Raw genomic sequence first — 21,366 nt, 5'->3', positions numbered from 1 at the left:
GCTCCCGCCATGGCCGACCAGACGCACGACCGTGACCTTGCCAGGGACATCGACGCGACCTGCCGGCTGACCGGCGAGTTCACGCTCCGCTCCGGGCAGGTCGCCGACACCTACTTCGACAAGTACCTCTTCGAGGCCCAGCCGGCCCTGCTCGCGCGGGTCGCGGACCAGATGCTCCAGTTGCTCCCTGAGGACACCGAGCTGCTGGGCGGCCTCGAGCTCGGCGGGATCCCGATCGCCACCATGGTCAGTGCGAGGACCGGCAGGCCTGCGCTCTTCGTGCGCAAGCAGGCCAAGGAGTACGGCACCTGCAAGCTCGCCGAAGGACCTGACGTGGCCGGACGGCGCGTGACGATCATCGAGGACGTCATCACCACCGGCGGTGCCGTGCGCGACGCGACCACCGCGCTTCGCGCGGCCGGCGCGATCGTCGAGACCGTCGTGTGCGCGATCGACCGCTCACCGGAGGGGGAGAACCCCTTGGCGGATGTCGGTCTCGAGATCCGCTCCGTCCTCACCCGCGCAGACCTGGACGCTGCGCACCGCTGAGTCGCCCGCGCCGCAGCATCAGCACGCCTGCCAGCAGCAGGACCACACTCAGCGCCGCCATCGGCACCACCCCTGTCGGAAGTCCGGTGTCCGGCAGGACTCCGGCGTCAGCGTCTCCGCCCTGGGCGCCACCGACGTCAGCACCACCGCCCTCGGCGCCACCGCCGGAGCCGCCCCCCGAGCTGCCCCCGCCGCTCTGCTCGCCGAGCACCTCGACCGTGGCGCCGTCCTTGACCCTGACCTCAGGAGCCCGGCCTGCGTGGCTGCTCGCCACAACAACGTTGCGGATCAAGCCGTCCGCATCGCCGTCGATCTGAGCAACGAGCAGGATCACCATCTCGGCGCTCGGCGACATGGACGCGGAGTCGACCGTGACGCGCCGCGGTGTCATGGTCACGTCGCCCTGGCCATCGACGACACGAGCAGAGACGGCCGTGAGGTCCTCGGCGAGCACGTCGACCACACGCACGTCGGGGGCTGCCGCAGCACCGTCATTCGTCACGACGATGCGGTAGGTGATCCGGTCTCCCGGCTCCGCGACGTCGGGGGAGGCGGACATCTGGACGTCCAGGACGACCGCCGGTGCGACGCTCGCCCGCGCGGTCGCGGTGTTGTTGCCCGGTGTGCGGTCGGTCGTGGAGGCCGCGGTCGCGGTGTTGTCCAAAGGACCGCTGAAGGACGCGGGGACCGTGCCGGTGATCGTGAGCGTCGACGTGGCCCCGACGGCCAGGTCTCCCAACCCGCACGTCACCACGTTGCCGGGGGCCACCGTGCAGGGGGCGCTGGCGGTGAGGCCGACGATGTCATCGACGACGTCATCGGTCACGGTGACATCCCTCGCGACCGAGGGGCCGGTGTTGGTCACCGTCACGGTCCACGTGACGTCCTGACCGGCGGTCGGCCGAGGGGCGTCGATGGTCTTGGTGATCGCCACGTCCGCCATCGGGGCCAGGATTCCGCCTGCGGTGGCCGAGTTGTTGCCTCCGGAGACGTCGGTCGGCGAGGAGACGAGGGCGGTGTTGTCGAGCCCTCCGGTGTGGTCCGACGGCACGCGCCCGGTGATCGTCAGCGTCCGGGTCCCGGGGGCCATGTCACCGAGGGCACAGGTGACCCTGTTGTCGGACGCGATGGTGCACGACTCCGAGACCCGCAGGCGGGTGAGGAAGTCTGCGACGTCGTCGGTGACCAGCACGTCGCGGGCGACCGAGGGGCCGTCGTTGGTGACCACGACCGTCCACGTCACGTCCTCGCCGGGGACCGGGGCGGCGGGCGTGAGGGTCTTGCTGATCGACACGTCTGCCGTCGGCGCCGCGGTGCCGGACGCGGACGCGAGGTTGTTGCCGTCGGTGCTGTCGGTCGGCGAGGAGACGGACGCCGTGTTCTGCAACGTCCCGGTGAAGGCCGCCGACAGCCGGCCACGCAGCGTGACGACCACGCTGGAGCCGCTGCCCGCGACCGACAGGTCCCCGAGACGGCAGGTGACGTCGTTGCCCGCCTCGATCGTGCACGGATTGGGTGTGGCTCCGGTGGTCGCGGTCAGGCCGGTCAGGTCGTCGGCGACGTCGTCGCGGACCACCACGTTGCGGGCGACGGACGGGCCGCTGTTGGTGACGACGACGGTGTAGGTGACATCCTCGCCCGGCACGGGGGCTGCCGGTGACATGGTCTTGGTGGCGGACACGTCTGCAGCCGGAGCGGCGGTGCCGATGGCCGAGTCGCTGTTGTCGCTGGTGTCGTCGTCCGCCGTCTCCGAGGAGACGGTCGCCGTGTTGGCCAAGTCGCCGGTGTGGTCGGCGAGGAGGCGGCCGGTGATCGTGACGGTGACCGGGCTGCCCTCGGAGACGTCACCGAGGTCGCACGCGACGGCGTTGTCCGTGCCCACGGTGCAGGGGTTGGGCGTGGCGCCCGTGGTGGCGGTGACGCCGGTCAGCGCGTCCGGGACCTGGTCGGCCACCGAGACGGCGCGCGCCAGCGATGGCCCGGTGTTCGTCACGACAAGGGTGTAGGTGACGTCCTGACCCGGGACGGGCTGCAGAGGACTCATGGTCTTGTCGATCGACACGTCGGCCCGGGTCTGCACCGTGGCGGAGCTGATCGCCTCGTTGTTCCCGGGGGTGAGGGTGTCCGTGGGCGAGGTGATCGTCGCCGTGTTGTCGAGGTCTCCGGTGAACCCGGCCGGCACGCCGCCTGCCAGGGTGACCGTCACGCTGGCGCCGGGTGCGAGGTCGCCGATGCTGCAGGTGACGTCGTTGGCGGGTGCGACGTCGCACGGGTCGGGCGTGATGCTCGCCGTGGCGGTGAGGTCGGTGATCGCGTCGTTGACGTCGTCGCGGATGACGACACCGCGGGCGACCGAGGGACCGGTGTTGGTGGCCGTCAGGGTCCAGACGACGTCCTCACCTGCGACCGGGCTCGTCGGCGAGACGGACTTGGTGATGGACACGTCAGCTCGGGCGGTGACCTGCGTCGTGATCGCGTGCTCGTTGTTCGCCGCGTCCACGTCGATGGTCTCGGAGCTGATGCGGGCGATGCTCGTCAGCGAGCCGGTGAAGCCGGGTGCGATGGTCGCGTCGACGCTGCCGATCACCCGGCCGGGGAGGTTGGCCCTGAAGGCCGGTCCGAAGCAGAAGCCGGTCGGACCGGTCGGGTTGTCCGCAGTCCCTGGGTCTATGGGTTGGCGCAGCTCACAGCTCGTCGCTGCCGGCCGTCCCAGGAGCCTCGGGTGGTTGACGACGACGTCGGTGAGGCCGTCGGGGAGCTGGACGATGAACTCCACGTCCAGAGCGGTCGACGGTCCGTTGTTGTAGGTCGAGATCGTGTATCTGATCCGCTCACCGGCGACAGGGTTGGGAGTCGAGATCGACTGGATGACCTCGAGGTCCGAGAGGCGCGAGATGCTGGAGGTGGCGGTCGATGCGTTGTTGGTGGTCACGGGGTCGGAGGTCGTGCTCGAGGCCCGTGCTGTATTGGCGAGGGTGTTGGTGGGATATCCGGATGCCACCGTCCCCGTGATGGTGACGACCTGCCGACCCGGAGCGCTGTCACCGAGGGCGCAGCTGACGTCCTGTCCGGACCAGGTGCAGGTGTTGGGCACGGCGTCCTCGTGGACGACGGAGGTGATGGTGACGAAGTTGGGCACGGTGTCGGTGACGACGACGCCCCCGGCCACCGACGGGCCGGCGTTGGTGACCACGATGCGCCAGGACACGGTGCGCCCAGGAACGACGGCGTCATTGTCGGCCGTCTTGGTGACCCGGACGTCCGCGCTGGTCACGATGTTCACGACCGTCTGTGCCGTGTTGTCAGAAGGGTCGGCGTCAGTGACGGCGGACGACACCCGTGCTTCGTTGGTACGAGCGCCAGGAGCCGTCGCGGCACTCGTGCCGGCTGTCACGGTGATGACGACCGACGTCCCGGGGGCGACGTTGCCGAGCGTGCACGTGACTGCCTGACCGACAACGGTGCAGGTGCCGGCCGACGTAGTGGCGGTGCCAGGGACGATGCCGTCGGGCAACGTGTCGGTGACCTCGGTGGCGGTGGCGAGGGATGGACCGTTGTTCACCACGGTCAGGGTGTAGGTGACGCCCTCCCCAGCGGCGATCTCGGTCTCGGACGCGATCTGGATCAGGTCGAGGTCCGCGCTGGGGGAGACCGCGCTCGTGATGGCATCGGTGTGGGGCGTCGGGTCACTGGTGCTGGTGACCGAGGCCGTGTTGACCAGGGAAGCCATGCGGTTCGGATCGACCAGCACCCGGATGCGCGCGCGGGCTGTCGCTCCATCGGGAAGCAGAGCACGCTGGCAGGTCACCGTCTGCAGGGCCACGGCGCACGTGCCGCCCTCGATGGTGGCCTCCAGCACCGTGAGGTCCCCGTCGAGGGTGTCGGTCACCACGACGTCGCGGGCGTCGGAAGGTCCCGCGTTGCTCGCGTCGAGCAGGTAGACCGCTTCGGCGCCGGGCACGAGGGTCGCAGGGACGGCCGACTTGACGACGGTGACCTCCGAAGACTCGGTCACGGTCAGGGAGTGACCCTCGGAGTTGTTGGCAGGCGCCGGGTCGGTCGTCGCGGACGACACCCCACCGCTGTTGACCAGCGTGGAGCCACCGACAAGACCGGAGTCGAGCTCCCCGGTGACCGTGACCGAGACGGCGGCTCCCGGAGTCAGCTCGCCCACGGGACAGGTGACGAGACCCCCGTCGACGGTGCACGTGACCCCCGCCCGTGTGCTGGACGCCGAGACGAAACGGACGCCGGTCGGCAGGGTGTCGGTGAGTCGGACGCCGGCGGCCACGGACGGACCGGTGTTGGCCACCTGGAGCGTCCAGTCCACCTGGGAGCCGGCAGCAGCCGTCGCGGGACCGTCCTTGACCACCGACACGTCGGCCTGGGCGACGACCTCGGTCGTGGCCGATGCTGAGTTGTTGTCGCTCGAGGGATCGACCGGCGACACCGAGGTCACGCTCGCGATGTTGGTGAGGGAGCCGGTGGCTGCTCCGGAAGTGACGGTGCCGGTCACGATGACCACCAGCTCCTGGCCTCTGTCCAGTGAGCCGACCGAGCAGGAGACGTCGTTCCCGCTCGAGGCCGTACAGCTGGCCCCGGGGGTCGGGGATGACACACCCGTCACCGTGACCCGTGACGCGACGGTGTCGGTGATGGTGACGCCGCTAGCTGCGGAGGGTCCGCTGTTGCGAGCAGTGATCCGGTAGGTGATCGACTCGCCCGCGACCACGGGGTTGGGGGTGACGGTCTTGGAGAGAGCGACGTCTGCCTGGGAAGCCGTGGGCAGGGCGTAGGTCTCGCTGTTGTTCCCAGCCACCGGGTCGGGGGTCGACGACGAGGCACTCGCGGTGTTGGCGACCCCACGTCCGCTGCCGTCGCTCGGGGTCTCTGCGCGCACGGTGACCGTGACGCTCTGGCCCACCGCCAGATCGATCACGGTGCACGTCACCGTCGTCGGCGAGCCGTTGGCGGCGCAGGTGCCTTGCGTGCTGGAGGAGCTCAGGTAGGTCAGCTGGGCGGGCACTTCGTCCACCACGGTCACCGACCGGGCCACCGACGGGCCGTTGTTGGTGACGACGATGTTGTACGTCGCCACGTCGCCGTCGAGCACGGGGACCGGTGTCGCCGACTTGGCGACGGACAGGTCGGCGCTCGACGTGATCGGCTCGGTCGACGTACCGGTGTTGTTGCCGGTCGCCGGGTCGGCTGTCGACGAGGCGGCTGTCGCTGAGTTCGTGAGCGTTCCCGAGGCTCCGGCCGCGAGCTGTCCCTCGATCGTCACCCGGACCGAGCGCCCGGACGCGAGGGAGCCGAGCGCGCACTCCACCCGGCCGGAGGTGACGGTGCAGGAGCCCGCCGTGGGCGTGGCGCTCACCGAGGAGAGCGAGGCGGGCGTCGGGTCGTCCAGCTGCACCGATGCAGCGTCGGAGGGCCCGTCGTTGCGCACGATGACGACGTACTGCACGGCGCGACCGGCGACGACCGGGGAGGTGATGGCCTGCTTCGTGACGACGAGATCTGCTACGGGAGCAGCAGGGTTGATCGTGGCCGAGGCGACGTCGTCGGAGGAGTCGGGGTCAGTCGTGGGCGAGCCCACGCTGGCCCTGTTGGTCAGCGGGGCGCTGGTCGCGTTGGACGGCACTTCTGCCACGTGACCGTCATGGACTCGTCCGGGTCGAGACCAGCGGCCGTGCAGGTGACCTGGCTGCCCTGGACCTCGCACGAGCCACGGGTGCTGGTGGCCGAGACCACGGACAGGGTGGACGGCAGGGTGTCGGTGACGGTGACCTCCACGGCCCGCGAAGGACCGGTGTTGGTTGCCGTCAGGGTGTAGGTCACCCGCTCGCCCGGGACCGGAGTCGTGGGGGTCACGGACTTGGTCAGGTCGAGGTCGGCCAGCCGCGTCACCCCAGTGCTGACGGATGCCACGTTGTTCGACGTGTTGGGGTCTGACGTCGTGGTCGAGACCCTGGCGACGTTGACCAACGAGGTGGCGTCCGAGCCGGGCGGGACGCGCACGACGACGGTCACGGTCGCGGTGGATCCGGCACCGGAGCCTGCGAGGGCGCCCACCTCGCAGGTCAGCGTCGGGCTGGTGAAGGAACAGGTCCCGCTGGAGGAGGTTCTCGAGACGAGGGTGACGCCCGACGGCAGGGTGTCCACGATCTGCACACCGGCCGCCGCACTGGGCCCGGCGTTGCTGGCGGTCAAGGTGTACGACACCTGGTTGCCGGCGGTCACCGGGTCGGGGGTGGCGGTCTTGGTGATCGAGACGTCTGCTTCCTCCGACACAGCCGTGGAAACCGCGGCGGTCCTGTAGGTGAAGTCTGCGCCGACGGACTGTGCGCGGTAGTCGAGGGTGGCGATGTTGGACAGGGTCGTCCCGGCTGCGGCGGCACCCACCCGGACCTGGAAGGAGACGGAGGTGCTCGCGCCGGGCGCCAGGCTGCCGCCGGTTGCAGCGGTGGCGCCCGTGCCGACCCTCATGCGCACCGTGCGCCCGGCGACGTCGTACTCCCCTTGGTCGTCACCGCTGGCGTCAGTCCGGGCGCCGGTGTTCGCGCCGGCGGTGACACGCAACGATCCTGCGACGAACGTCGTGTGGGTGGGGATGACGTCCGAGATGGTCGCCAGGGTGGCCGCGTCGTCGCCGGTGTTGCTGAAGGTCATGGCGTATTCGAGGACGTCGCCGACCTTGGCGGGGGTGTTGCCGGACAGGTTGGTGACGCTCTTCACGCCGGAGATCATCGGTGCGAAGAGGTCGATCTGGGACGTCAGCGCAGCGGGGTAGACGAAGTCACCGGAGGAGGCGAAACGCAACCTGGCTGACGTCGCTGAGTTGGGGAGAACGCCGGGGGCGTCCACCACCTTGGCATCGATGCCCAGGTTGTTGAGCGCTGCCGGGGTCCGGTTGGCCAGGTTGGTGCCGCCGGCGGTCACCCGGCTGCCGTAGAAGTTGACCGAGGGGCTCTGCGCATCGGCGAGCCGGCTCGCGTTGACCTGGAAGGAGTCGCCGGTGAGCCCGTTGTCGCCCTCGTAGGTGACACCGCCGAACTTCGCGCCCACCGCGCCGCTGGGCGCCGTGAGGAAGCCGGAGACGGTGGTGTCGATCTTCCCGGTGGTGTCGACGACGGCATACCCGGTGAAGACGGTCAGGTCGCGCAGAGGAGCGGCGGGATCTTCGATCGCAACGACGAGGCTCCAACCGGCATAGCGGTCGACGCCGGTCGCGGCGACGACGTCAGCGCCCCAGTAGGTGCCCGCACCCGCTGCCTGGACCAGAGCAGTGACGTCGCTGTAGGCCGAGTAGTCGTTGGTGGCGCTCGACTGGTTGTCGACGAGCGGGTCGGTGACCGTGACGTATGTCGAGGAGCCAGGGGTGCGGAACTTGATGTTGTTGACCACGCCGGTGGCGGCTGTGCCGCCGCTGCCGGCAGTGCGGGCACCACCCCAGAACAACCCGGCGTAGAGGACCCGGCCGCCAGCAGGGAGGGTGATGTCGGCCGACGACGAACGCGACGTCATGGCATCGGCGTCCGTGTCGAGCGCGACCATCGTGAAGTTGTTGTTGCTGGCGGCGGTGGCGCCGCTGAGGGCCTGGGTGCAGGCGGTCGATGCGGTGCAGGTGAGGAGCCGGTTGCCGGTGACCTGGATGGAGCCGTTGGTCTGCTCGGAGAACGCTGCGGTGAAGGGCCGGATCACATTGGCCGAAGCAGGTCCTGCAGGCACGACGACGGCGATGGCGAGGCTGGCTGCGACGAGCGCCATCGCTGCGACGCCGCGCAGCCACGTGGAGACGGGAGAACTGATGCGCGCCATGCGGGGTCCTCCCACTCAGGGGACCCCCAGGCTCACCCGCCGTCCCCCCGGTCACGGTTGCCCGAACCGGCCCGCGGTTCGGTGTCAATCAACAGTGACGTTACGGGAGATGCACGCAGCGGTAACGGCAAATGAACTAATTGACGTCTAGACCGGTGACGTCGCGGTCCGGCACGCCGTCGCGGTCGTTGTCCTCGGCCTCAGGCCCCGAGGTGCGCCTGTGCCGCCACGCCTCCCAGACGATGGGCAGCACGGAGAAGGCGAGAATGACGATGATCGCCTTGTCGATGTTCTCGCCCAGGGACTCGAACGTGGCGCCCAGGAAGTAGCCGAGGAGGGTGATCGAGAAGACCCACCCCACCGCGCCGACCAGGCTCCAGAGGAAGAAGCGGCCGCGGTCCATGCGCGTCACGCCGGCGACCACGGTGACGTAGGTCCGCACGAAGGGCACGAAGCGGCCGATCACGAGGGCCTTGTTGCCGTGCTTGTCGAAGAACGCCGTCGTCTGGTCGAAGTACTTGCGCTTGAGGACCCGGCCGTCGCGCTCGTAGAGGCTCGGACCTACTGCCCGCCCGATCTCGTAGCCAGCGATGTTGCCCAGCACTGCGGCGGCTGTGTACAGCGCGAGCGCGACCACCAGCTCGAGCCAGGGCGGGCCGGCGAAGACGTCGATCTGTCCCGTGGCGATGAAGAGGCCCATCGCGAAGAGCAGCGAGTCTCCCGGCAGGAAGGGGAAGAACAGTCCGCACTCGACGAAGATGATCGCCAGGCTGAGCCAGAACAGCTCGCCACCGAATCGGTCGAGGAGCCAGTTGGGGTCCATCCAGTCCATTCCCAGAAGCAGGGGCTGGAGCTCCATCAGCAAGGTCACGCGGTCACCTTATCGGGGCCTAGGGTTCTTCCCATGGACGAGCAGCGGGCGCCGTACGACCCGATGCCCCATGGTCCGGCGGAGGTCGGGCTCGGTCCCTGGGTGGGGGAGTGGCCGGAGGGGGACGAGTACGACCCGGCGCTGCTGCGCGACGGCGACCGGCGCAACGTGGTGGACCGCTACCGCTATTGGACGATGGCGGCCATCGTCGCCGACCTCGACACCCGACGACACGCCTTCCACGTCGCGATCGAGAACTGGCAGCACGACTTCAACATCGGCACCGTCGTGCGCACCGCCAACGCGTTCCTGGCGGCCGAGGTCCACATCGTCGGCAACCGCCGCTGGAACCGTCGCGGGGCCATGGTCACCGACCGATACCAGCACGTGCGGCACCACGAGAGCGCCGCCGACCTTGCGGCGTACCTCCACGGCATCGACGTCCGGCTCCTGGGGATCGACAACCTGCCCGGGAGCGAGCACCTCGAGACGATGGCGCTGCCCCGGAACGTCTGCTTCCTCTTCGGCCAGGAGGGCCCGGGTCTGTCCGCGGCAGCACGCGAGGCGTGCGACGGCACGTTCTCCATCGCCCAGTTCGGCTCGACCCGCTCGATCAACGCGAGCGCGGCGGCGGCGATCGCCATGCACTCGTGGATCCGGGAGTACGCCGATCTGTCTGCCGACGACGCCTGGCGCGGCTGAGACCGCTCAGGCCGGCAGCAGGAAGTTGAGGGCCGAGCGGCCGCGAGCGGCGTGCAGCAGCACCTGGTCGGCGCTGATCCCGATGGCCGCGGCCACCTCGTCGACCGGCAGGTCCAGCCAGTCGTGCAGCACCAAGGCCTTGCGCTGGATGGCCGTCAGGGACTGGAGCCCGTCGAAGAGCAGGGTCTCGTCCTCGATCGGGTAGCCGTCCCCGTGGACGTTGCAGCTGCGCGGGGTGGGGGAGTCGGTCACCGCGACTCGCGCGAGGGTGCGGTGGACGAAGGCGTCGGCATCCTCGGGCCGCGCGACCCGGTGCCACCCCTCGTCGAGCCGGGTGAGGATCTCCCCGACCAGGGCCTCCGCCTGGGCCCAGTCACAACAGATGGCGTGTGCCAGTCGGCGGATGTGTGGCTCCCGGTGGGCGGCATAGTCGAAGAACGCCGGGCCGGTCGGTCGTGTGCGTCGGCGCCACCGGGTCGCGCGGGACGTTGCGACGTACGCCGCGTGCGGCCGGTCGGTGCCGTCGAGCGACGAGTCGATCTCGTGCGCCCAGTCGATGCTGCTGGTCATCGTGGTGCCCCCTTTGCCCGGGTCGGGCAGTTTTGTTCCTGCACCAATGACGCAGCGGAGAGCCATTTAGTTGCCGAGGCACAACTGGACCAGACCAGTTGACCCATTCAGTTGCTCAGACGCCCAGTGGTCAGCCCTCGCCCGCCGCCTCGGCGTTCGCCGCCCCCGGAGTAGCCACTAGGGTCGTGGCGACAAGCACGGCTGTCTTCCGAGGAGCGCTCACATGCCCATCGCAACTCCCGAGGTCTACGCGCAGATGCTGGACGCCGCAAAGGACAAGTCCTTTGCGTTCCCGGCCATCAACGTGTCCTCGTCCCAGACCCTCAATGCCGCCCTCAAGGGCTTCGCCGACGCCGGCTCGGACGGGATCATCCAGATCTCGACCGGCGGCGCCGAATATCTCTCCGGGCCCAGCATCAAGAACATGGTGACCGGATCGGTGGCCTTTGCGGCGTACGCCGCTGAGGTGGCCAAGCACTACCCCGTGAACATCGCGCTGCACACCGACCACTGTCCGCAGGACAAGCTCGACGGGTTCGTCCGGCCCCTGATCGACATCTCGGCCGAGCGAGTAGCTCGCGGCGAGGCGCCGCTGTTCCAGTCGCACATGTGGGACGGGTCGGCCGTGCCGCTGGACGAGAACCTCCGGATCGCTGAGGAGCTGCTCGCGAAGTGCGCGGCCGCTCGCATCATCCTCGAGGTGGAGATCGGAGTCGTCGGAGGCGAGGAGGACGGCGTCGCCAACGAGATCAACGACCAGCTCTACACGACTCCCGAGGACGCCCTTGCCACCGTGCGTGCACTCGGTGCCGGCGAGAATGGCCGCTACATGACGGCGCTGACCTTCGGCAACGTCCACGGTGTCTACAAGCCCGGCAACGTCAAGCTGCGCCCCGAGATCCTGCGTGAGGCGCAGGCCGCGGTGGCCGCCGAGCTCGGTCTCGAGGCCGGGTCCCGGCCCTTCGACCTCGTCTTCCACGGCGGCTCGGGATCGACCGCCGAGGAGATCGGTGCGGCCGTCGACTTCGGTGTGGTCAAGATGAACGTCGACACCGACACCCAGTACGCCTTCACCCGACCCGTCGCCGCGCACATGTTCGCCAACTACGACGGCGTCCTCAAGGTGGACGGTGAGGTCGGCAACAAGAAGGTCTACGACCCGCGAGCGTGGGGCAAGGCGGGTGAGGCCGGCATGGCCGAGCGCATCGTCGAGGCCTGCCAGAACCTCCGTTCGGCAGGCACCACCCTGAGCTCCTGACGCCCTGACGCGCACCGCCATACGCGACGACGCCCGCCTCCCAGTGGGAGGCGGGCGTCGACTTCTCGGGGGGAGTCAGCGACCGAAGCGGCGGGTGCACTCCTTCAGGTCGACGCTGAGCTGCTGGCCACGGTCGACCACGATCGAGGCGGTCTGGAGAACGGTGCCGTTCTTCTCACAGGTGAGAGTCCACGACTCGACCTGCGGCGGCGTCATCTGCTCGGTTGAGTTGAAGAGCGACGCGGTGAGCGTGTAGGTCGGGCTGACCGACGCGAAGTTGATCACTCGCAGGACGTAGGTCCCCGGCGTCGGCGCGTTGATCGTCGCCTTCTCCTTCTCGTTCACGAAGTTGCCCGAGCTGCCCACCTCGGTGAGGGTGCCGTCGGCGTTCTTGCGGTAGACCTCGAGGTCCAGGTCGTCCGGGGTCGGCCAGTCGAGCTCGACCTGCAGGATCTCCTGGTCGGCCTCGGTCACCACGAACTCGTGGTCGTTCGACGTGGCCGGGGCAACGGTGCCGGTGAAGGTCTCCGAGCGGGTCGGTGTCTCGTCGAGCAGCTTGATGAGGCGGGACTGGACCACCGGGCGGGTGGACTGGTTGATGTCCCAGGCAAACGTCCTGCCGCTGGTGACCATGCTCGTCTCGAGCGAGTCGGTGAAGTTGTTCTCCGGGCTCCACGTCGGCGTGACGAACTCCTTGCGCAACCGCAGGGTGGCCCCGGCCGGGGCCTTGCCGGTGAGCAGGGCGTGGCTGGTGCGGCTGACGGCGGTCTCGAAGGCCACGAGGTAGGCCTCGCGGTTGCCCTTGCCGGCGTACTGCCCGGCTCCGATGTATTCGTCGACGACCTGGGCGAACGGCGGGTGGAACTCGTCGGGACCGATCTCGAAGGTGAAGCCGTAGCCACCGGTCGCGTTGTAGGACCAGTCCTCGGTGGTGCCGGTGGTGTCGTAGAGCTCCCAGCCGTGGATGTTGGCGTACCCGTTGTTCGCCGTCATCTGCGCGCCGACCTCCTTCATCGCCTGCTCGTCGGGAGCGTCACCGACCGGCAGCCCGTCGTGACCGATGGTGGTCGGGTTGACGCCGTTGGGACGCAGCACGAGGTTGGAGAAGGTGTGGTTGGAGATCATCATCGTCACCTGGCGCGTGGAGATCAGGTGGCGCACGTTGCGCGTCTCGGGCTCCGAGAAGGGGCCGGCGCCGCGGTAGGTCGGGTCGGCGAAGGTCTCCGATGCCCCGGGACCGCCCCAGAACCCGCCGTAGTTGCGGTTGGGGTCGACGCCCACGCCGAAGCCGCCGGGGCTGGTGGCGCTGAAGCCCGCGCAGGTGCCGTCGGGGGTGTCCTGACCGTCCACGACGCGGCAGTTCTTGCGCTTGTAGGCGTTGCCGGGGGTGCCGAGGATCGTCGCGGTGCCGCCCCCGTCAGCCTCGCGCAGGTCGACCAGCGCGCCGTCGGTGCGGGAGAGGTGGAAGCCATCGGCGTTGACGACGGGCACGACGACCATGCGGCCGCGCTCGAGGAGGCTCGTGATCCTGGGGTCCCCGGCGCGGGCGCCGTTGACGAGGTCGACGGCGAACTCCATGGCGTGCTCGCCGGAGGGCCACTCGCGGGCGTGGTGCACACCGAACATCGCAAACGTCGGGCGACCGTCCTTGGCGGCGACGTTCGTGGCGATCTCGACGCCGTACACGGTCCGCCCGTCCAGCGTCTTCTCGGGCATCTCGAGCAGCTTGACGAGCCCGGGGTTGTTGGTGGCCAGCGCCTTCATCTCGGAGTTGAAGTCGGCCAGGGTGCGGTAGGCGTCGCGGCCCGAGGGCAGCGCCGTGCGCAGCGTCGTGGCTGCGAAGAGCTTGTCGATCTGGTTGATCTCGCCCTGGCGGCGCAGGAGGTCGGGGATGCGCACGTCGTAGGTGAAACCAGCGGCCTTCAGTGCCTGCAGGTCGGCGGCGCTGTGCAGGACGACCTCGATGTAGTCATGGCCGGCGTGCTCAGTGAGGTCGAGGCCCAGGGTCTGCAGCAGAGCCTTGTCGGCCCGCGTCGGGGTGTCGACGGTGACGAGCTGGGGCGCAAACGCCTCGATGAGCGGGTTTCCCTGCGCGGACGTCGGGACGCTGAGGGTGGTTGCGCCGAGCGCGAGGGCGACGAGCGCTCCCGCAGCGAGGTGACGGTGCCGAGACTTCCGGAGCTGCATGGTTCCTCCAAGGGCCGTGGTCCGCCGCGGATCGTCGCGGCATGTGAGGTTCAACGGCGATCCGTGGCGGAGGTCACGCGACCCTGTCGGAGAATTTTTGCGCCAGCGGGCTCACCGACCGGCGGACTCGGGGTCAGTCGTGCAGGAGGGCGTCGTACGCCGACTGGCTCGAGTCGCGCAGGAACTCCGAGCAGCGCCCCCACTCGGGCGTCTCGCCGATCGCGCGAGCGGCCAGCGCGAGCATCGCGAGGCACTCGAGGAAACCGCGGTTGGGCTCGTGCTCCCACGGCACGGGGCCGTGGCCCTTCCATCCGTTGCGGCGCAGCATGTCGAGGGAGCGGTGGTAGCCCACGCGCGAGTAGGCGTAGACCGTCACGTCGTCGGCGCCGGCGCTCTTCGCCTGCTCGGCCAGCCCGGCCCACGCGGCGGGGGAGGCCGGGTGACGGCGTACGACGGCTGCGGGGTCCTCGCCGTTGGCGAGCTCGGCAGCCGCCGGGTCGACGGGCAGGTGCGTGGGCGGGGGACCAGCCATCAGGTCGACGTGATTCATGCGTGCAGTCTCTCAGGTGGTGCGCACTCAGCGCACCGCGACCAAGAAGGACCCCCTCGGCGCACCGTCGGCGTCGGAGAAAGGTCGGTCGCCGAACACCAGCAGGTCTTGGCCCGCGGACGTGATCGCAGCGACGGCGCGCACCTGCCCAGCAGGCGAGATCTCGAGGTCCCTCACCCTGTTGCCGCGTGTGTCCCAGGTGGCCGCGCCGACACCCTCGTCGTCCATGGGCACGCCGTCATCGAAGGTTCCCGGGCCCCAGCCGATGGACAGGTGGTCCGTCGTCGGGTCCACGACCGGACGGGTGAGGTCGCAACACGCGCTGAAGCCGGTGAGCGAGACCTGCCTGCCGTCCCTGGCCAAGTAGCGCAGCGTGCCCCGATATCGCGGCTTCGCGTGGCTGGTCACGACCACGCGGTGTGAGCGCGGGAGGACGTCGACGAACAGGGGGCGGGGGGTCTTCGGCCGGCCGGAGCCGAAGGTGCGCTTGAACGCCTGCGTGCCGTCGGTGGTGCGCTGGCCGATGAGGACCGCGCGGCGACCTTCGTCGAGCAGCACGTAGAGCCGCTTCGTCCGCGAGTCGATGGCGACGTCCTGGACGGAGGGATAGGTCTCCTCCGCCCGGGTCGATCGGCGCCACAGGGTCTTGCCGCCGCCGGAGTAGGCCAGCGTCGTCACCAGTGCGCGGGAGTTCCGCGTCCGCGCGCCCACGACGAAGACCCGGTGGGTGACGTCATCGATCACGATGGCCTCGGGCCACGAGTTCGACCGGGATCGGTAGTCCCGGGAGAACACCGACTGCCCGCTGGCGGACCAGCACCGGGTCGTCCACGTGCCGCCGGTGCCGGTCGCCGAGGCAGCGCACACCCGACCGGTGACCGCGTCCACGGTCATGCCGTGGAGCTGACGTCCCGGCACTGCCGTCGTCCACGCCTGCTCGCCGGCGGTGGTCAAGGCCGTGACCACCGCCTCGTTCTGGCCGCCGCTCCACCGGGTCCCGCCGATCAGCACCTGCCCGGTGGTCGCATTGACCTCGACGTCGAGGACCGACATGCCCTGGTCGAGGGTCGTGCTCCAGCGGGTTGCCCCGGTCGCGACGTCGACGGCGTGCACGAACGGCGCTTCGTGGTCCCCGACGTCCGCCAGGGAGGTGCCCACGGCGTAGGCGGTGGCGCCGTCGATGGAGACGGCGATGTCGATGGCCTCACTCCAGAGGGCCTGTTGCGCCATGCGGTTCTCCCAGCGCACCTCAGCGGGCTCGCCCGCGAGGGCAGGGGCCTGGACGGCGACGGGGGCTCCCACAGCCAGGACGGCGGTCATCGTGGCCGTCAACACAGCAATCGGTCGCATGTCTGCTCCTTGGTCGTCTTCCGGGCGGTTCGCCGATGAGACCCGCGAGGTAGTCGAGAAGTTGTCGCGGTCAGGCGCCGAGCAGGTTGCGGACCTTGTCGTGGCCGAGCGCCACGATCAGGGTGGGCAGGCGCGGGCCCCGGTCGGCGTCGACCAGCAAGTTGTAGAGGAGGGTGAAGAAGTCCTTCTGGTCCGCCTTGACCTGGTCGGTCGGGGCGTCCTCGAAGCCGAGGCCGCGCGCGACCTTGGGCACTCCGTAGACGACGGTCGTCACCGATTCGAGCTCGAGGTGGTCGGGCAGCCGGTCCAGGAAGATCCGCAGCCAGAGCTCCTCGTCCTCGCTCAGCGCCGCGAGCCGGTCGGTGTCGGGGGTCTCGCGCACCGTCGTGCGCTCGTCAGCAGGCAGGGAGGCCGTCCAGGCCATCGCCCGGGCGAGTCGTGGCTCGAGCTCGTCGACCGAGGAGTGCGGGAAGCCGACGTGCTCGACCACCGTGCTGATCAGCTGCGCCGAGCCGGCCGTGACGTCGGCGATCGACGACAGGGTCCGGAACGGGACGGCGACCGCGGGCACGGGCAGCGGACCGCCGTCGTGCGTGAAGGAGGCCCGCTCGAAGGCGAGCACCTGGGCGTCGCGCTTCGCGGGGTCGGCGGCCTTGCGTCGCAGCGCGTCCCACTCGTCGTACAACCGGACCACCTCGGGTCCGAAGTCGATCGTGAACGCCTGCTTGGGTGTGCGGCGGGTGTAGAGCCAGCGGACCATCGGTGCTTCCAGGATGGCGAGGGCGTCGCCGGGGGTGGGGACCCCGCCGCTCGACGACGACATCTTCTGCATCCCGGCGATGCCGACGAAGGCATAGGTGACCCGCGAGGGTGCCTGCCAGTCGAAGACCGAGGAGACCAGCTCCTGGCCCACGGTGTAGCTCGACCCGGGGGTCATGTGGTCCAGCCCGGCTGGTTCGAAGTTGACCTTCTCCCACGCCCAGCGCATCGGCCAGTCGACCTTCCAGACCAGCTTGCCGCCGTCCTGGGTGGCGACGTTGGTCGAGCCGGTGAAGCCACAGACCTGGCAGGTGTAAGCGAGGTCGGTCGTCTCGTCGTCGTAGGCCGTGATGTCGGTCGTGTCGCGTCCGCACTGGCCGCACCAGGGCTTGTAGGGGAAGCGGGCCCAAGGATTGGCAGAGCCTCCGGACCCGTTGTCATCCCTGTCCTCGTTGGCCACCGACTCGGCCAGCTCGGCGGCCTCCTCCTCGGTCTCGGCCGCAGGCGCGGCCTTGGTGCGGTAGCGACCGAGGACCTCCTCGATCCGGTCGCGGTGCTTGATGGCGTGCAGGATCTGCTCGCGGTAGGTGCCGGCCTGATACATCTGCGTCTGGCTGATCTCCTCCATCTGCACGCCCATCTCGGCGAGCGAGGCGCGCAGCGGCTCGGTGAAGTGATCGGCCCACGACGCGTGGCACTCCCACGGGTCCGGTACGGCGCTCAGGGGCCGACCGATGTGGTCACTCCACTCCGCGGGGACCCCGGCAGGGACCTTGCGGAAGCGGTCGTAGTCGTCCCACGAGTGGAGGTGGCGCACGGCGAGGCCGCGCCGGCGCAGCTCCTCGGCCACGAAGTGGGGGGTGAGGAACTCGCGCAGGTTGCCGAAATGGATCGGGCCCGACGGGCTCGCTCCGGAGGCGACGGTCACGAGGTTGCCCTCGCCCGCGTGGCGGACCGCGTCGTCCGCGGCTCGGCTCACCCAGTCGGTTGGGCCGTCGGGGTGCCCGCCGTGCTGTCCGCCCTGCTTGCCGCCGCGTGCCATCGGTGTGCCGTCTCTCCCTGCTCGGTCTCGCTCGGGCGGCAAGGCTATCGGCCGTTCGGGAGGTCTAGCGAAACGCAGAAGCGTCGGAGTCGTCCCCCGTGGCGACTCCGACGCTTGGCCCCTGTGCGGAGCATTCCTGTCGCTCCCCCAGAGCGACACGAGGGAACCAGTATGCGTGGCCGCTGCCTGCCACACTGGCTCGTGCATGCCGGTGGCACTAATCTGCCAAAATGCCCCCCGTCAGGTCGTCTGCCCTTGCCGCCCTCGGTCTCGACCGGGCGGCCGAGGAGCTCTACTTCAAGGTCGTCCCGGCCTCAGGTCACACGCTCCTGGGCGTAGCCCGCCTCGTGCAGCTGAGTCTCGACCACTTGCTGCACGACCTTGGGCCGTTGCTCGAGATGGGCCTGGTGCGGCTGGAGGACAAACGGTTGATCGTGCCGCCCCTGCCGAGCGTCGTCGCAGCCCTGGTCCAGCGCGAAGCGCGCGTGGCGGAGACGACAGGAGCGCGGTTGACGGCGCTGGCCGACGTGGTGCCGCACCTGGTGGCGGCCTCGACGCGCCCCGACGAGAGCGACGTCGCGGACGTCCGGCCGATCGACGGCGAGCTGAGCTCGGGCGGCAACCCCCTCGAGATGCTCAGCCAGATGTTGCGCAGCAGCCGCGGCGACATGCTGTGGCTTCGCCCCGATGCCTGGGCCATGCCGCGGGAGGCGGCACTGAGCGAGGCGCTCGCCCAGGTCATCGCCACCGGCCGCAAGTCGCGCGCCATCTATCCGGTGCGCGCACTGTCCGAGGCTCCGGAGGCCCTGCAGAACCGAGCCCGGATCGGAGAGCAGATCCGGGTGATCCCCGAGCTCCCCACCCGCATGTTCATCCTCGGCCAGGACCACGCCGTCCTGCCGGAGCCGCTCGGCATCAGCGACGAGCCGCGCGTGCACGTCCGACAGCGCTCGATCGTCACGGCGCTGACCTACTGGTTCGAGTCGCTCTGGGCGCAGGCGGCACCGGTCCCCGACCTCGACATGGGGGAGGCACGACCCGACTTGAGACGGTTCCTGCTCGAGCAGCTGGTCGCCGGTGCCACCGACGAGATCATCGCGCGCAAGCTCGGCATCAGCCTGCGGACCGTCCGGCGCCGCGTGGCGGCGATGATGGCCGATCTCGGCGTGGACACGCGGTTCCAGGCGGGCGTCGAGGCCTGCCGTCGCGGCTGGATCTAGTGCGGGAGCACCATGTTGTACGCCGCAGGCTCGATGCGCCATGTCCGGCCACGTTCAGGGCCGTACACCTCACCATCGGCCGAGACGTAGAACTCCTCGCCCCGGATGGACACCTCGGCCCCGCGGAGGTAGACGACGTCGTCGCGCTCCTGGTGCTCGCCCTTGCGCAGCTTGGCCACGTAGCCGAGCTTGGCGTGCACGCTGACGGCGCGCGAGATCATCACGTCCATCCTCCCGCTCTCCGGGTCTGCATCGGGTGTGAGCTCGGTGCCTCCACCGACATTGGCTCCGTTGCCGACCGCGACCATCAGCACGGGCCGGTCGAGGTCGTTGACGACCTTGCCGTCGACCTCCACGCGCAGCCGCTGGCTGGGCGGTTCGAAGGCAGCGAGCAGGGCGCCGATGGGATAGCCGAGCTTGCCGAGGTTGATCTTCCCGACACCGACGCTGCCGAGGCGGTTCTTCCACTTGTGGCCCTTGCGGCTGGCCTGGGCGCCGGCCCCCACGTGCACGTTGTTGACGACGATCCCCCCGGTCTCGTCGACGATCAGGTCGACCGGTCGAGCCTCCCCCTCGAGCACCAGCCGCGCCGCGTCCTCGATGTCGAGCGGGATGTCGGTGCCGCGCGCGAAGTCGTTGCCCGTGCCGAGCGGCAGCAGGGCCAGCGTCTTGCCGGTCAGCTCGTTGCGCCGGTGCAGCGCGGCCACCACCGCGTGCAGGCTGCCGTCCCCGCCGGCCACCACGATCCGGCGAGACCCCGCACGGTGGAGCACACCGTCGAGCTCGCCCGGGTTGGAGGTCGCAGCGACCTCGATCGACACGGCCTGACGCAGGATCGACAGCGCCTGCTCGAGAGTTTCCTCGTCGGCGGTGCCGGCACCTGAGTTGGTGATCACGAGCATGGGGTCCACGCCCGGACAGTAGCCGACGCGAGCAGGTGCTGCCGGGCGTACGAGACCGTGGCTGGCGCGAGTGGGATGCTGCCGTCCCGGTGCGCTAACGTGTGGCCGCAAGAGCTCCGGTGCACTTGCGCCGGGGTTCCTTTGTTTTTCCGTGCCGTCTCACCTCAGGAGGGCTGCAATGCCCGCGATCGTCGTACTCGGTGCCCAGTGGGGCGATGAGGGCAAGGGCAAGGCCACCGACCTTCTTGCCACGACCGAAACCATCGACTACGTCGTGCGGACCAGCGGCGGCCACAACGCCGGTCACACGATCGTCGTCAACGGCGAGAAGTTCGCCACCCACCTCCTGCCGAGCGGGATCCTCACGCCGGGGGCCACGAGCGTCATCGGCAACGGAGTGGTCGTCTCTCCCGAGGCGCTGTTCCGCGAGCTCGACGGCCTGCTCGAGCGCGGTGTCGAGCTCGGCGGACTCGTCGTCAGCGCCAACGCGCACATCATCGCGTCCTACCACTCGACCATCGACAAGGTCACCGAGCGGTTCCTCGGCAAGAACCAGATCGGCACCACCGGCCGGGGCATCGGCCCGGCCTACGCCGACAAGATCAATCGCGTCGGGATCCGCGTGGCCGACCTGTTCGACGAGGGCATCCTGCACCAGAAGGTCGAGTCGGCGCTCGACGTGCGCAACCACCTGCTCACCAAGGTCTACAACCGTCGAGCGGTCGAGGTCGACGCCGTGGTCGAGGAGCTCTTGTCGTATGCCGACAGGTTGCGACCACTGGTGGCGGACACCTCGCTCCTGCTCAACCAGGCGCTCGACGCCGGCGAGACCGTCCTCTTCGAGGGCGCCCAGGCCACCATGCTCGACGTCGACCACGGCACCTATCCCTTCGTCACCTCCTCCAGCGCGATCGCCGGCGGGGTCTGCACGGGCGCGGGCGTCGGGCCGACCCGCATCGACCGCGTCATCGGCGTGATCAAGGCCTACACGACCCGCGTCGGCTCCGGTCCCTTCCCGACCGAGCTGTTCGACCACGACGGCGCCGAGCTCCAGCGGATCGGTGGCGAGGTCGGTGTCTCGACCGGGCGCACCCGTCGCTGTGGCTGGTACGACGCCGTCATCGCTCGCTACGCCTCGCGGGTCAACGGTCTCACCGAGTTCTTCCTGACCAAGCTCGACGTCCTCGACAGCTGGGAGCAGATCCCGGTCTGTGTGGCCTACGAGATCGACGGCCAGCGGGTGGAGGAGATGCCGATGACGCAGACGGAGTTCCACCACGCCAAGCCGGTCTACGAGTTCTTCGACGGGTGGCAGGAGGACATCTCCGGGTGCCGGACCTTCGCGGACCTGCCGAAGAACGCGCAAGGCTACGTCCTGGCCCTCGAGGAGATCTCGGGCGCGAAGATCTGGGGCGTCGGCGTCGGCCCCGGCCGCGAGGAGACGCTTGTCGTCCACGACTGAGCGACCAGCCGCTACCGAACAGTCAAGGGGCCGATCGGGACCGTCGACCCCCTGACTGTTCGGTAACCACCTGAGGATCTCGGGACGGACGACGTCGCGCTCGCCCGATCGGGTACGGGCAGG

General features: G+C 69.6%; 14 protein-coding genes. 5 read left to right on the top strand and 9 right to left on the bottom strand.

The window, feature by feature from the left end; genetic code table 11:
* Positions 1 to 9 precede the first annotated feature (9 nt).
* On the top strand, positions 10 to 549 hold the full coding sequence (gene pyrE / locus VNJ48_RS02760) for an orotate phosphoribosyltransferase (RefSeq protein WP_325598866.1): 540 nt from the start codon (positions 10 to 12) through the stop codon (positions 547 to 549).
* Here the strand turns inward: pyrE and VNJ48_RS02755 are convergent.
* The 3 genes from VNJ48_RS02755 to VNJ48_RS02745 form a co-directional block, all read right to left on the bottom strand.
* Entirely contained in the window at positions 515 to 6,202 is a 5,688-nt protein-coding gene (locus VNJ48_RS02755; protein ID WP_325598864.1) for a hypothetical protein, read from the bottom strand. The two genes, pyrE and VNJ48_RS02755, sit on opposite strands and share 35 nt — an antisense overlap.
* Positions 6,163 to 8,370: a DUF11 domain-containing protein gene (locus VNJ48_RS02750; RefSeq protein ID WP_325598862.1), complete on the bottom strand. Its 2,208-nt coding sequence runs from the start codon at positions 8,368 to 8,370 to the stop codon at positions 6,163 to 6,165. The genes VNJ48_RS02755 and VNJ48_RS02750 overlap by 40 nt, the downstream gene beginning before the upstream one ends.
* 136 nt (positions 8,371 to 8,506) lie before the next feature.
* On the bottom strand, positions 8,507 to 9,241 hold the full coding sequence (locus VNJ48_RS02745; RefSeq protein WP_325598860.1) for a DedA family protein: 735 nt from the start codon (positions 9,239 to 9,241) through the stop codon (positions 8,507 to 8,509).
* Between the two features lie 33 nt (positions 9,242 to 9,274).
* Here VNJ48_RS02745 and VNJ48_RS02740 point away from each other — a divergent pair, with 33 nt between their 5' ends.
* Positions 9,275 to 9,943, top strand: a complete 669-nt coding sequence (locus VNJ48_RS02740) for a TrmH family RNA methyltransferase (protein ID WP_325598858.1) — start codon at positions 9,275 to 9,277, stop codon at positions 9,941 to 9,943.
* A 6-nt stretch (positions 9,944 to 9,949) separates the two neighbouring features.
* On the opposite strand, the gene VNJ48_RS02735 is transcribed toward VNJ48_RS02740, so the two are convergent.
* On the bottom strand, positions 9,950 to 10,513 hold the full coding sequence (locus VNJ48_RS02735; protein WP_325598856.1) for a sigma factor-like helix-turn-helix DNA-binding protein: 564 nt from the start codon (positions 10,511 to 10,513) through the stop codon (positions 9,950 to 9,952).
* Positions 10,514 to 10,736: 223 nt separating this feature from the next.
* On the opposite strand from VNJ48_RS02735, the gene fbaA reads away from it, so the two are divergent.
* Positions 10,737 to 11,771 (top strand): class II fructose-bisphosphate aldolase, encoded by a 1,035-nt coding sequence (gene fbaA / locus VNJ48_RS02730; RefSeq protein ID WP_325598854.1) that lies wholly within the window; start codon positions 10,737 to 10,739, stop codon positions 11,769 to 11,771.
* Positions 11,772 to 11,846: 75 nt separating this feature from the next.
* Here the strand turns inward: fbaA and VNJ48_RS02725 are convergent, their stop codons facing one another.
* From VNJ48_RS02725 to lysS, 4 genes are all read right to left on the bottom strand, one after another.
* Positions 11,847 to 13,958 carry a M14 family zinc carboxypeptidase gene (locus tag VNJ48_RS02725; RefSeq protein ID WP_325598852.1) on the bottom strand — a complete coding sequence of 704 codons (2,112 nt, stop codon included), beginning with the start codon at positions 13,956 to 13,958 and terminating at the stop codon, positions 11,847 to 11,849.
* 133 nt (positions 13,959 to 14,091) lie between these two features.
* Positions 14,092 to 14,508, bottom strand: a complete 417-nt coding sequence (locus tag VNJ48_RS02720; protein ID WP_325598850.1) for a DUF3151 domain-containing protein — start codon at positions 14,506 to 14,508, stop codon at positions 14,092 to 14,094.
* A 27-nt stretch (positions 14,509 to 14,535) separates the two neighbouring features.
* Positions 14,536 to 15,858: a hypothetical protein gene (locus tag VNJ48_RS02715; protein WP_325598848.1), complete on the bottom strand. Its 1,323-nt coding sequence runs from the start codon at positions 15,856 to 15,858 to the stop codon at positions 14,536 to 14,538.
* 70 nt (positions 15,859 to 15,928) lie between these two features.
* On the bottom strand, positions 15,929 to 17,659 hold the full coding sequence (gene lysS / locus VNJ48_RS02710; RefSeq protein ID WP_325598846.1) for a lysine--tRNA ligase: 1,731 nt from the start codon (positions 17,657 to 17,659) through the stop codon (positions 15,929 to 15,931).
* Between the two features lie 230 nt (positions 17,660 to 17,889).
* On the opposite strand from lysS, the gene VNJ48_RS02705 reads away from it, so the two are divergent.
* Complete coding sequence (locus VNJ48_RS02705; protein ID WP_325598844.1) at positions 17,890 to 18,879, top strand: helix-turn-helix transcriptional regulator; 990 nt, start codon at positions 17,890 to 17,892, stop codon at positions 18,877 to 18,879.
* On the opposite strand, the gene VNJ48_RS02700 is transcribed toward VNJ48_RS02705, so the two are convergent.
* Entirely contained in the window at positions 18,876 to 19,781 is a 906-nt protein-coding gene (locus VNJ48_RS02700) for a diacylglycerol/lipid kinase family protein (protein ID WP_325598927.1), read from the bottom strand. The genes VNJ48_RS02705 and VNJ48_RS02700 overlap by 4 nt on opposite strands.
* A gap of 178 nt (positions 19,782 to 19,959) precedes the next feature.
* On the opposite strand from VNJ48_RS02700, the gene VNJ48_RS02695 reads away from it, so the two are divergent.
* On the top strand, positions 19,960 to 21,243 hold the full coding sequence (locus VNJ48_RS02695) for an adenylosuccinate synthase (protein WP_325598842.1): 1,284 nt from the start codon (positions 19,960 to 19,962) through the stop codon (positions 21,241 to 21,243).
* Positions 21,244 to 21,366 lie beyond the last annotated feature (123 nt).

The sequence above is a fragment of the Nocardioides sp. genome (assembly GCF_035576065.1).
Classification (GTDB): Bacteria; Actinomycetota; Actinomycetes; order Propionibacteriales; family Nocardioidaceae; genus Nocardioides.
This window is presented reverse-complemented; position numbering and strand designations above follow the sequence as displayed.